We start from the raw sequence: 12,702 nt of genomic DNA, 5'->3' as shown, positions 1-12,702 counted from the left end.
TCGCGCTGGACTACCCGTTACCGCTCTTGCCAATAGATGACTCGGTCATGGCCACGAAAAACTCCAAATGTGGCCGTTGCAACGGGAGACTCCAGACTGCCATCGCCATTCCAGTCGTCCCTCAGCCACAAGGGCACCAGCCACGACAACGTGTCGGTGCCGCTTGTTGCGTTCGGCTCCAGCACCAGCGGGCCGCCCTCACCTCCGCTCAATACCCCGGCATCAGCAACCAGCGAGTGGAAGATCTCCGTGTCCGAGATGTCCGCTGTTGACCACTGGCTGCATGCATCCGCCTGGTGATCAACAAACCGGAAACCATTCCAGTACTCTGCGCTGAACGGCATCGTCAACTCCGCCAGAGTTTCAGGACCGTACACGTTTTCAAGGGCGAATCGCCCATAACGAAGTTCAAACGGCGCATCCGGCGAGATACCGAACGGTATCGCTGTGGCCGAGACCGAATCGGTGTCTTCGACACCGGTCACCGTGATATCCAGCGCAGGTACAAACGGTGCCACGAGGGCATCGATATTTTTAGCATAGGTAAAGGCATCGGAACCCGAAAAATCGTAACTTACAACGCCCGGCGACAAGACGCTGAGTCCCCCCCCACCGAGGACAGAGTTGACAGCGAACAAGGCCCCGGAGCCATCCACCGAACCTGAATCCGTGGTTGGCGCCACTCGAGTGATGCCGGCAGCGGACAGCTTCAGGAACCCACCCACGGTGTAATTGCGCGTTACTTCCTCCGTGGCCGACACGGCGGTGATGGACAGCTGGGCGGGCAGGCTCCACAGTATCGGCGAGCCGCTGTACCCGAAAGCCGTTCCGACGTCGCAATACGGCAACAGACTGCCAGAATCAACGACTACGCTGAACCGAGCGGGCACGAAACGCCCAACATTGGACGACTCACCTGTTGTTAACGGTGAAACGCCCAGGTAGCGGTTGTTGCTGGCACGAATCCGGATAATGCCCACTTCATTCCAACTGACACCCCCGAGTGCCGCCACCCCGCCAGCAAACTGACTCCCCGGGATCGTTGTTACTCCAGACAACACGCCGGTCTCGCCCAAGGCCGGGGCCACGAGTGTGTGAGTGAGATCAACGCCCTGGGGCGTGCCCTCTTGGCCATAACTTGCCAAATTGCCACCTAAGGCCCCCAACGCCGTCACTGACAGGTTGAAAGCATCGCCCGCTGCAACAAACACGGCGCCGCCGGCGTTAGCTGCCGCAGGATTATCCACCACCGCTACACCAAATCGGTCGGGCCGGACTGTCCATTGCGCGCCGGACCCAAGAACGGGGATTGGGTTGTTGGCAGCGTCAACCACCAGGCCGGAACTGTCATCTTTGGTGTTTAACCGATACTGGCCGACGTCTGTGGTAACCCAGGACAAAGCGGCCACGCCGTCAATAAACGAGACGGCAAAATTGGCCACCCCAGGCTCAGCATCGGGCAGCGTGGCTTTTGCAGCACCGGCAGTGGCCACCGGTGCCTGACCACCCGGGTCATCCGTGCTGCGATCCAACCACGCTTTTATATCAACCGCCCCATTGTAATTGGCATTCAACCCACACTGGCCGGAGTCGGGATCTCGCCGGATGGCTTCCAGTTGCAAGGCGTGATCCCGTTCGGCGATAAAGTCGCTGCCCTGGGAATCGGTTACGGAAATCACAAAGGCATTGTCCGAAAATGCCACGGGCGTTGACGAACCGGTGATGCCAGCCGCGCCATCGGTTGCCATCACCGTTAGCACGTCAGCACTGGCATTGCTGAGGGCGAGGACAACAGAGCCCCCGTCCGCCGCTACGAACTGATAACCGGCCTGGCCATCATTGCTGGCGTGAGGGTCTGGCGACAAGGTGCCCCCACCCGAGCTGATGGACCAATTACCCCGACCAGAACTGGTTTGCAGATCAACCTCGCCCACATAGTCGCTCAGCAGGTTGCCGCCCCCGTCCCGGACACTGATTGTCACGTCCGCCGCACGGCACACGCTGGCAGAAGTGGGCACGTCTACTCTGATTTCTGCCGGCCCTGTGGCTGGGCACGAACGCCTGCGCTCATACAGGCGCTGGATACCCGCTTGCTTCAGGGCCGAGCGAAAAACCGACACCTCGTCGATACGTCCATTGAAAAAACGGCCTGCAAAGCCTTGGTCCTGGCCGATCTGAAAGGGATCATTATTGACTCTGAGCTGACCACTAAAAGCCGCATTGCCGCGCTCGGTACCGTCTATGTAGATGCGCTGTGCACCACTGCGGTAGGTAACCGCAATATGATGCCAACGATTGACCGCCAGCCCGGCGGACGTGGTGGTCATTGAGTGAGTGGCGCCACTGGCCGTTCGCCACCACCAGTAAACCTGTCCATTGGCATCCAGATGGAATTCGTAGTTTTCATCTTTCGATACAATGGTATTCAACCCGAACTGTGGAAACCGATCAATGTACACCCAGCCACTGATGGTCAGTTCGTCGCTCAGATCGAGCCGGGGATCGTCCGATATTTCCGCGTACTGGTTCTGCAAACCGTCAAACACGCCGTAGCCGCACGTGCCTGGGTCACCGGATAACGCCGGCGCGGCATCACTGAAGCCGGTACCGTTAAACATTCGGCCATGGAGACCTGATTCGGAATAATCCAGCACTTCGCTGGCTGAACCGTCCCAACCACCTTCGTCAAAACGCCAATCTGCCACAGCTGCCGGAATAATGGTGCCTACCCCTACCTGGGTCTCGAAACGACCGAACCGGGTACCGCCCCCATCCACGGCATTACTCAATTCAAGGTAGAATTGCCGGGGACCGGCGGCCCCAGACACGAGCGTGGGAACGATGATCTGCGCCGAGGTGTCCCCGGCGGCGATAACCGACGTCCCTTGGGTGACGCTGTAATCCCGCCCGGACACGGCTGACGCATCCGCGGTTCGATAATCAACCTGGACATCCCGGGTCGCTGCCGCGCTCAGGGACCAGGTAAACACCGCGGACTCGCCCTTAAAAACGGACACGTTGTCGATGTTTATGTTGGGCCCAGAAACTCCGCCATCATTAGTATCGCCGCCGCTGACATCGCCAGAATTGCCGCTCTCAAAGCCCCACATTCCGGTTCCATCAGGATTGCGAAACAGCGTCTTGGAATTCGAACCGGGTACTTCCCAGTCGAATGCCGGCGTACAACGGGCGTCGCTCTGCTGGGAAACCCCCCCGACACTGAGGTAGTCAATCAGATTTCCGCCCGCATCCAGCAGCCTCACGTCCATGGCATTGAAATCAAGATTGTCATTGCGGGTGATTAACGAGTCATCCGCAGTAATCCACGGCAGCGTCGAATCGTTCATGGCCGACACCGGAATATCACCCGTGCAACGTCGACTGGTGCAGGCGCGCAGAGTCCAGCTGTCGTAATCCGTAGCGCTCAGTCCCGAAGACAGAATCTTAAGTTCGATGAACCGACTGGTCGCACCTTGGGATTGTTGATTGACCTCATTGATGGTCGCCAGGCCGTGATAATCGGCAGAGCATACCGCCCAGGCTGCGTTTGAAGCGCCGGTCATCAGCGTCAGTGCCAACAGCCGCGCGACGGCTTTGTCTGGAAACGTATCGGCAAATACTCTGGCGATAATCAACAGGAGTTTCAGGGCACCCTTCATCGCACACGCACCTCAACCACTCGTTCGGACAAGTCTTGTCCTGCACCGCAACGTCCGGTACTGACAATGGTGAAAATCGTCTGTGCCGGACTCTTGCCGTTGAGTTCGGCAGTCACTGCATTGCAGGTCAAAGTAGCCCCACAGCCATCAAGGCCATCAACCGAATAGGATCTCGACAACGTCACGCTGGAGCAGGCTCCGCCGGAGAGCACCTCGGCAACGCCGGCCTGAGCACCACTTTCAGCAGCAAACAATGCCCTCTGCGACTGGACTTGCAGCCCGATTGCCTGCCCGCTACTTTGCTGCACTTGCCCCATGCCGACCACCAGCAACGCCAGCACGGTCATCACGAAGAGGGCAACCGGTAGCCCGGCACCCGATTGATGGACTCCAGGATGGTCACGGTACATTGCGAATCTGCACCTCCTGACTGACGGTCGTGGTCTCACCACTGCCGGTGTCGTAATCCTGCAATGTAAACGTAAATTGGACCACGCCCGCTCGCTTCAGCGTCGGCGGCGCGACCGAAAAATCGACGGAGCCCAAGAGGTTGGCGCTGAGCACTTCTCGTGTCGCGGACGACAGAAAGCTGACCGGCTGGGTGGTGGCGCGACCGTAGTCACTGTATCGATAAAGGAAGCGACCGCTTTGACACAGGCTGACGGGGGTATTGATGACGTAGAGTCTCTGTTCGGGTGAATGCGAGCCAAAGCGGTGACCAGCGCTCAGGGTGATGGCATTGCTGGCAATGCCCCCTGCGGCAATCCTTGGGGATACCGGGCCGGGATTGCCATTGCCATACAACGATGCCTGAGGCGAACCATAACCATACACAACCACCCGTGTGCTGCCGACCAGTGGTACCGTGCTGAATGCTGCAATGGATATATCGTCAAACCCCGGGGCGGTTGTCAGGGCGGCGTAGTTGGTCACGGCCTCAACAGGCAACCACTCGATACACCCTCCCGCCACTCTGATGGACAGCGGGAAGGCCTCGCGCAGCTCCCGGATAATCTGCTCAGAAATCACCGTATTCTGCAACGCTCGCTGCTGACGTGCGCTGACATCCAGCGCACCACGAGTCGAGAGTGCGACGAACTGAACGGAGATTGTCGCCACAATAGCCAGCAGCACAATCACCATAACCAGCTCGATCAGCGTAAAACCCTTTGTCCGGCGCATCAGAAATTCGCCCGGTAGCCGGAAAAGAGATAGCTTTGGCTGGAGGGATCGGTGATGGTGATATCCACCCGTTTACCGTCCTCATTGGCCAGCCCGATCTCCGTCCCCGCGCAGGTGATGGCAACGGAGACAGTAAAGCCGTTGTATGCGGTACCTGCCAGTGCAAGCCCATCTGCATTGCGGGGGCTCTCGCCGGCAATGGCGTTGTAATCGTCCACATCGTCGTAACCGCTGCGAGCGCTTTCTTCGGTCACAATCGAACACCCGTTTTGCTTTGGCGTGCCGCCCGGAGGGGTATTCTCGTCATACTTACGCGCAATAATTTCGTCCATGTAAAGCTGGGCAATCGCAATCGCCCGAGTCTGGTTCAGCGGGTCGGCACTGCGCCCGGCAATGACCGAGAAAGCACCGACCACACCCGCAATGGCAATGCTGATAATCACAATGGTGATGATCAGCTCAACCAGCGTTGCGCCCGCGGATCGAACCAGCCGAAGTTCCCGGCCCGGAGTCATTGGCATGCCCCGGAATAGACCGCCCCAAGAGCGCTCAGGCAGACGTCAAACTGACTTTCCCCTGAGACCCTGAAGTCAATAGGTTGCCTTGCGACCGGGCTGCCAATCCGTCCAAAGGCATCAAATACCACCTCAAAACCGGATCCGGGCACCAGCGTGTAGCTACCGCCTGACAGCCGGTAAGAAAGGCTGGCGCCATTGCGAGCCATATCAAACTGACTTCCCAACGCTTCAAACGTCAAGCGGTCAGCGGTCTGGCGGAGGGTCACCGAATTGGCAGGGTTGCCCGCCAACGCAGCTTGCTGGGCAAGCAGCGCGGCGGACGAGAATTGTTGCTGGACTAAAAGAGGGCTAAACGCGGACCGGCCTGCGAACAGGCCAACGCCAAGGGCGGAAAGGATACCGACGAGGATCAGCACCATGACCAGCTCTACAAGTGTAAAGCCGGATGTTGAGAACTTGAGGAAACGGTCATACTTCACACTGCCTCCTCCACTTCAACACATCGTAAATAATGCGATGTTGATAAGCGCCTCACCCTACTCTTAAAGCTGACAGTCTCTTTGATAGTCTGACCTTGAAAAAGCCGCTAACAAAAAACTGTCAGGTTACCCATCGCTACCCATCCGGTTTAGCAATCGGTTACGTCAACAGCGATCACCGGAGCGGTTGTCGCATCAGCGGCGGCGGTGAAGGAAACCTGACAGTCAGCCGGCGTCGCCGCACCAATCGGACTGACGAGAATCGGGTCACCTGCAGTTATTGCAAAGTCAGTGGCAATTACTTGGGCGGCATCAAGGATACCTGCCTGCGTTGCAGCTGGGTAACCAAACACTGTATCGACGGCACCGCCATCAAGCGCAACCGTTCCAGTTGGAGCGGTGGTATCACACGCTGCGTCAGCCAAACAGGCTGAGCGCACAATGGCATTTGCAGATTTGATCGCGCCGGCCGCACCCTGGGCTGTGCTAACCCTTGCATCCCCGCCCAAATCCGCAAACCGTGGCAGTGCAAACGCCGCCAAAATCCCCAGAATAACGATCACCATGACCAGTTCGATCAGGGTGAAGCCTTGTTCTTTTCTTGCTGCGATTGCGTTCATTGCTGTCATGGTATTTTCCTGTTTACTGCTGTTTGAATTGGAAATCAGTTTAGGGTGTTCGCTACTTCGCCATTGGTGGCGTTGTATTCAATGTACTCACCGGCACCGTCGAGGTTATAGGTGTAACGACAGCTGCCCGCGACCGGCACAGCCGCGGTGTAGTCGTCGGTCGCCGCCGTTGTCGATACCGTAGGCGCGTTGGACTGCATCAGCCCCGCCCAGAGTTGTAAGCAATCCGTTGCGTTGATCGCGGACGCCAGGGCCTTGTCGCCGGCCACACTGACCGGCCAGCCGTCAGCACTGACATCCACATTCTCTTCTCCGAATCCTGTCAGGTTGGTTTGCGCGCCACCGGCACCACGAGCTGTCCACTGAGCCCGGACCAGGGCCACAGACGCAGCGAAAGCGCCGGTAGTGCCCTTTACACTGGCCCGGTGCGCCTCGTCCGAGAGTTCGGCAAACCGGGGCAGCGCAAACGCCGCTAAAATACCAAGTATGGCAATCACCACAACCAGTTCAATAAGAGTAAAACCACGCTGTGGCGCTTGAATCGCTTGCCCTTGGTTCATTGATTTGCCTCTCCGAATTCATTCGGTTTTAAAGTCTCGTTACGGTCGCCAACTCGATTAAGTTTCAACCCGGTCTGTAAATCTTTGCTATCCATACGATCGTTGCTGTTTCTATCTGTATACTCAACCACCACTTGCCACATTAACACCTGATTTCTGGTGGTATTTTGTTGTTTCTCTGTTATCGGCCCGCCGAGCTGAAAGATGAGCGTACCGGTCGGCTTATCCCACTCTGAACGGCCTGAGACCTTAAAACACCATTGCCCCGGCCGCAACGCACGGCCAGCGCATTCACCCAGGTAATCCCGAGGTTCCGACCCCAGTAACGCCATGGGGTTGATCCCCACCCAATTGGCATACTGACCCTCGTTGCTCAGGCGCACTTCGGCGGCTTTCACGACCAACGCCGCCCGTAACTGATTGAGCATTACCACCCTGGCCATGTCCTGCGCCCTGGCCGTCTCCCGCTCAAGGGCATTGAGCAAAAACCACACAACGCCACCCAGCAGACAAAAACCGATCCAAAACCGAAACTGCCTGGGCATGCGGGCCCATCGAGCACCGGTTGGCAGGGACGATGCCCCCACTTAGCCCCGCCCCATGGCCGCAGCGCCGAGGTCCCAGATCGGTAGAAACACGCCCAGAGCCAAAATCAAAACCAGCACGCCCATGGCCACAATCAGGATGGGCTCAATGGATTCCGCCAGGCGTTTAAGCCCATAGTCCACGTCTTCATCGTAAAAATCGGCCACATTGACCAGCATTTCGTCAACCGCACCGGTTTCTTCCCCCACCGCGATCATCTGTAGAATCAGTGGGGTGAACATCATACTGCCCCGTGCCGTCCGCAGCAGGCTGTCTCCGCGCTCAATTCCCTGCCGCATTTCACGGATGTGCTTTGATATCCAGGCGTTGTCGGTGGCATCGGCGACTACCGTTAACGCCCGGGTAACCGGCATACCCGCCGCCAGCATGCTGGCGAAATTGCGGGCAAAGCGGCTCATGGTGATCAGCTCCAGCAACGGCCCGATAATTGGCATTCTGAGCTTGTAGCGATCCCAGGTTTCACGCCCCGCTTCGGTGTTTTTCCATTGCCTGAGCATTACCGCACCGGCGGCAACGGCGAACAACAGCACATACCAGTAGCCAATTAAAAAATTCGAGGTTGCGACCAACACCTGGGTCAGGAAGGGTAGATCTGCGCCCAGCTTGGCAAAAACCGCCGAAAACTTCGGAATAACCAGAAAATTGACCACCATCAAAGCGGCCAGTAACGCAATCATGACGAACGTCGGGTAACGCATGGCCTGCGACAGCCGGCGTTTGGTGTCCCGCTCCAGTTCCAGGATGCTCGACAGCCGTTTAAAGGCATCGTCCAGCTGGCCGGTGTTCTCTCCGACATGGATCATGGCGATGAACAACTCGGAGAATACTTTTGGATGCGCTTGCATGGCCGCTGCCATGGGGACACCGCCCTCCAGCCGATCGGTAATATCGGTCAGAACCACCCCCAGTTCGGGCGACCGTGAGGTATCCGCCAGCCCCCGCATGGTACGAATCAGCGGTATTCCCGCCTTAGTGAGCGCATACATCTGCCGGCAGAATACGATCAACTCATCCAACGTCACCTTGCGGCGGAAAATCGGGAGCGCGTTCAGCTTATCCAGTGAGGACGTCGACGCCACCTTCTCTGTCACCTGCAACGGCGTTATGCCCCGGCGCATTAATTCACCGGCCGCCGAGTCAGCGCTGGCGGCTTCAATCGCCCCCTGCTGAACCGTGCCACTGGTGTCCTTGCCCCGATAGCGAAACAGCATGACTAGCCGTCAACCTTGTGAAAGTGTGCGATCATTCCGGTAACTCCAGTGTTGGAAGCTGTTCTTCTTCGTAATAGTCGGTTTCCGCCGCCGCCGTCACCCGCGACACTTCGTGCAGGGTGGTAATGCCGTCAAGGGCATAGTCCAGTGCACACTGACCCAGAGGTCGGTAGAGTTCACTGCGCCGGGCCGCCTTGTTGAAGGCCGACACGTCCTGACGTCGGAGCGCATCCAGCATCATTTCGTCCAGTTCCAGCATCTCGTACACACCAATCCGGCCCTTGTAGCCAGTATTGCTGCACTGGTAACAGCCGCGGCCCTCAATAAAGCCACCGGCAATGTCCAGCGGGTCACGACTGAAGCCATCCAGCCACACGCGTTCCTGATCGGTTGGCTGGTAATCCGCTTTGCAGTTATCACACACCCGGCGGATGAGGCGCTGGGCAACCACGCCCAGCAGCGAACTGGCGACCAGAAACGGTTGCGCGCCCATATCCATCAGCCGAATGGCACTGCTGATGGCGTCGTTAGTGTGCAGGGTCGATAGCACCAGATGCCCGGTCATGGCCGCACGCAAACCGATCTCGGCGGTTTCCCGGTCACGCATCTCCCCCACTAGAATGACATCCGGGTCCTGACGCAGGCTGGCCCTCAGGACCGTCGCAAATTCAAGCCCGATTTTGGTGTTCACCTGCACCTGAGTGATCCGTGGCAACCGGTATTCCACCGGGTCTTCGGCGGTGATGATCTTCACCTCGGGTTGATTGAGCTCGGTCAGTGCCCCGTAGAGGGTCGTGGTTTTACCACTGCCGGTTGGACCGGTCACCAGAATCATGCCGTGGGGCTTTTTGATCAGTCTTCGGAAGCGCTCCAGGATTCTGGGCGGCATACCGGTGCCGCTCAAATCCAACGTGCCCTGGGACTGGTCCAGTAAACGCATGACAACGGATTCGCCGTACTGTACCGGCATCGTCGAAACCCGAACATCGATGCTGCGACCTTTAACCCGAATGTTGAATCGACCGTCCTGGGGCATGCGTTTTTCGGATATGTTAAGTCCCGCCATCAGTTTCAGGCGCAGCACCAGCGCCGAGTTGACGCGTTTTTCTTTCATCACCTGTTCTTGCAGCACCCCGTCTACCCGCTGCCGGATCCGGACGACGCTTTCATCCGGTTCAATGTGGATATCGGAGCTTCGGGCCTGCACAGCGTCCTCGAACAGGGTCTGCAGCAGCTTTACCACCGGCGCCTCGGCGCTCTCGGATTCCGCTGACAGGTCGGCCAGATCAAAGGCATCATCGCCGAGTTCATCTTCCAGTTCTTCCGCCAGCGAGGCGATTTCATCGGTACGGCGGTAAACCAGATCCAGGGTCGTCAATAACTCGCTTTCACGAACCACGGCTTGCTTGATGGGCACCTTGAGAACCCGCACCAGCTCATCGTAGGCAAAGATGTCCATCGGGTCGGCCATACCAACCAGCAGTTCACCGCTCTGATCGGCCAGCACAATGCTGCGAAAACGACGAGCCAGCGCTTCTGGCAAGCGACGGATCAATTCATTGTTAAACTGGAAATGGCGTAACTGCACAAACGGTATCTCAAGCTGACGAGACAGAAAGTTGAGCAGATTGTCTTCATCAACATACCCGAGATCGATGAGCGTTCGGCCGAGCTTACGCCCGGTGTTTTTTTGCTCACGCAACGCGGTCATCAACTGATCTTCGGTAATAACCTCATTCTGAACCAGCAAATCCCCGATTCGGATTTTCTTTTTCGGCTCAGCCATCGTTTTTGGTTCAGCCATAGTCTAACCCGCCCCCAAGGCGTTCAGGCGGCGGCGTACATAGTCCGCAAGCGACGGTGATAAATCCGACAATGCCATGGCCTGCCGATAGGCCCGCGCCGCACCGCGGGTTTGTTGGTCCGTTTCCAGTGCAATGGCCAGTCCAACCCACCAGGCTGCCCTGGCATCGTCGTAGGCAATCAATTCCGCCCATTGGACGGCCGCATCGGCAACACGCTCTTGCCGCTGAAGCAATGTCGCCAGTGTTACCCGGTATTCGGCACTGTCTTTTACAGGCGGAATGTCCGACTCCAGCAGCATGACTGCGGCAGCGGAATCCCCAAGAGCATGCAGCGCTCGGGCACGCAGCAATCTGAGCGCACTGTACTCGCGCGCGGCCTCTGTTGTAAGCCAGCTCAGTGCTCGCTCAGGCTGGCGCCCTACCAACAAATGCCGGGTAAACCGGGCACGGCTTTTCGGTGCCGATTGTGTACTCACAATATCCTTGAGCAACTGCTCAGCCTCGATGACACGGCCACGCATCAGCGCTCTACGAATCAGGTCATCGGCCCGGCGGTCCGCGAGCTCTGGCGTCTCTCGCTGTTGCTTGATGGCGGGCGGGGCTGACGGTAATGAGTCATTCCCTGTGCGGTCGTCCACCGTGGCCACGACTGGTGAAACCGGTTCAGGCTGCGTACGCGGTGACGGTTTGGGAGCTCTATTCGGAGCCTTCTCCTGAACCTCCGGCTCCGCTGCAGGCACAGGTTGAGGGGCGACCACAGTTTCGGTCGTCGACGTCTCGCCTGATTTACGCAGGGGTTCGGTTCTGCGCGCCAGCGTCGAGTGATCAGAATTAGCTTTAGTGTTTTCCAAAACAGACAGCGGGTCGCCCGGGGTTGAAGACGTCTCAGATTGCTCTGGCAATACCGCGGCGTTTTGCTGGGGCTTCGCTTCCGGAAGATCCATTGACGCCGGTTGTTGCGGTGCCGGCCGGGCAATGTGTCCCGCAACGGGTGGTACCACATCCGGCGACGCCGCAGCAGGAACTGGTTTAAGCCATAACCAGATCACGGCCAGCAGCGCCACGATCAATGCCAGGGCCAGCAGCACCAGCCAGGGCACAAACGCGTTGGTTGATGCATGGCCAGACCTGGGCTGACCTGGGTAGCCCGCTGGTGCATCGGGGCGACGACGACGGGTTTCGGCCCCGCGCAGGGCATCGTTTAGCAAACTCAAAACCAACTCCCAATCCAGCCGGACCGGTAGGCGCTCTCGGTATCCTGTATGGCCTGCTTCACATGCCAGCGATCCACTCGGAGGTCGCCTCGGCCCCACGCCGCCAGCAAGGATTTATGTGCCAGGATATTCAACAACCGGGGAATGCCACCGGAAGCCCGGGCAATCAATCTCAGAGCCGCTGGCCCGAACAATTCAGCGCCGTTGTAGCCCGCCTGGGACAACCGGTGACGGAGGTATTGGTCAACCGATGCTTTGTCGAGAGCATCCAGGCGGTATTGAAAAGTAATACGCTGCTTTAATTGACGCAGGCTGGGGCGGTTTAACATCGTATCGAGTTCGGGCTGACCAAATAGCACCACCTGCAACAACCGTGCATTCTCGGTTTCCAGGTTCGTCAGCAGCCGTAAGGCTTCGATGGTCGATTCTGGCATCGCCTGCGCTTCGTCAATCACCAGCACGACCTGGCGGTTATCCGCGGCATATTCAATCAGTTTTTCTGTCAGCGCCTTGAGTACGCGGTGGGTATTGTCATGCCCAGCCAGGGTCACGCCCAATTCATCAGCGACCGCTTCATACAGATTCTCGGGCGTCAGGCTGGGGTTGGGTATATAAGCGGTACGGGCAGTCTGATCCAACGCATTCAGCAGCAACCGGCACAACAGGGTTTTGCCGGTGCCGACTTCGCCGGTGATCTTGATAAAGCCTTCGCGCTCTCTCAATGCCACCATGAGCAACTCAAGCGCATCGCTGTGGCCCCGCGACTTCAAAAAGTAGCGAGTATTGGGGGTCAGAGAGAACGGTGCTTCCTGCAGACCAAAATGCGCTTCGTACATCAC

Annotated in this window: 12 protein-coding genes; all 12 read right to left on the bottom strand. The window is 58.0% G+C overall.

Annotation, left to right across the window (positions count from 1 at the left end; all coding sequences use genetic code 11):
* Positions 1-17: 17 nt before the first annotated feature.
* The gene (locus GRX64_RS08775; protein WP_166266202.1) at positions 18-3,659 is read right to left on the bottom strand and encodes a DUF6701 domain-containing protein; all 3,642 of its coding nucleotides are present in this window, start codon (positions 3,657-3,659) and stop codon (positions 18-20) included.
* Entirely contained in the window at positions 3,656-4,069 is a 414-nt protein-coding gene (locus GRX64_RS08770; protein ID WP_166266199.1) for a hypothetical protein, read from the bottom strand. The genes GRX64_RS08775 and GRX64_RS08770 overlap by 4 nt, the downstream gene beginning before the upstream one ends.
* Positions 4,059-4,841 (bottom strand): type II secretion system protein, encoded by a 783-nt coding sequence (locus tag GRX64_RS08765; protein ID WP_166266196.1) that lies wholly within the window; start codon positions 4,839-4,841, stop codon positions 4,059-4,061. The genes GRX64_RS08770 and GRX64_RS08765 overlap by 11 nt, the downstream gene beginning before the upstream one ends.
* Positions 4,841-5,362, bottom strand: coding sequence for a type II secretion system protein (locus GRX64_RS08760; protein ID WP_235937592.1), 522 nt, complete (start codon positions 5,360-5,362; stop codon positions 4,841-4,843). The genes GRX64_RS08765 and GRX64_RS08760 overlap by 1 nt, the downstream gene beginning before the upstream one ends.
* Positions 5,353-5,838: a type II secretion system protein gene (locus GRX64_RS08755; RefSeq protein WP_235937591.1), complete on the bottom strand. Its 486-nt coding sequence runs from the start codon at positions 5,836-5,838 to the stop codon at positions 5,353-5,355. The genes GRX64_RS08760 and GRX64_RS08755 overlap by 10 nt, the downstream gene beginning before the upstream one ends.
* Before the next feature lie 149 nt (positions 5,839-5,987).
* Complete coding sequence (locus tag GRX64_RS19715) at positions 5,988-6,467, bottom strand: type II secretion system protein (RefSeq protein WP_166266193.1); 480 nt, start codon at positions 6,465-6,467, stop codon at positions 5,988-5,990.
* A gap of 35 nt (positions 6,468-6,502) precedes the next feature.
* Positions 6,503-7,027, bottom strand: a complete 525-nt coding sequence (locus GRX64_RS19710; RefSeq protein ID WP_207308761.1) for a pilus assembly FimT family protein — start codon at positions 7,025-7,027, stop codon at positions 6,503-6,505.
* Positions 7,024-7,455: a hypothetical protein gene (locus GRX64_RS08740; RefSeq protein WP_166266191.1), complete on the bottom strand. Its 432-nt coding sequence runs from the start codon at positions 7,453-7,455 to the stop codon at positions 7,024-7,026. The genes GRX64_RS19710 and GRX64_RS08740 overlap by 4 nt, the downstream gene beginning before the upstream one ends.
* Positions 7,456-7,614: 159 nt before the next feature.
* Positions 7,615-8,844, bottom strand: a complete 1,230-nt coding sequence (locus GRX64_RS08735; RefSeq protein WP_166266188.1) for a type II secretion system F family protein — start codon at positions 8,842-8,844, stop codon at positions 7,615-7,617.
* A 31-nt stretch (positions 8,845-8,875) separates the two neighbouring features.
* Positions 8,876-10,630, bottom strand: a complete 1,755-nt coding sequence (locus GRX64_RS08730; RefSeq protein ID WP_166266501.1) for a GspE/PulE family protein — start codon at positions 10,628-10,630, stop codon at positions 8,876-8,878.
* A 21-nt stretch (positions 10,631-10,651) separates the two neighbouring features.
* Positions 10,652-11,863, bottom strand: a complete 1,212-nt coding sequence (locus GRX64_RS08725) for an MSHA biogenesis protein MshN (protein WP_166266185.1) — start codon at positions 11,861-11,863, stop codon at positions 10,652-10,654.
* Positions 11,860-12,699 (bottom strand): ExeA family protein, encoded by an 840-nt coding sequence (locus GRX64_RS08720; RefSeq protein ID WP_166266182.1) that lies wholly within the window; start codon positions 12,697-12,699, stop codon positions 11,860-11,862. The genes GRX64_RS08725 and GRX64_RS08720 overlap by 4 nt, the downstream gene beginning before the upstream one ends.
* Positions 12,700-12,702 lie beyond the last annotated feature (3 nt).

It is taken from the genome of Marinobacter caseinilyticus, from assembly GCF_011074955.1.
Classification (GTDB): domain Bacteria; phylum Pseudomonadota; class Gammaproteobacteria; order Pseudomonadales; family Oleiphilaceae; genus Marinobacter; species Marinobacter caseinilyticus.
The sequence above is the reverse complement of the archived record's forward strand: the minus strand, read 5'-3'. Positions and strand labels throughout refer to the sequence as shown.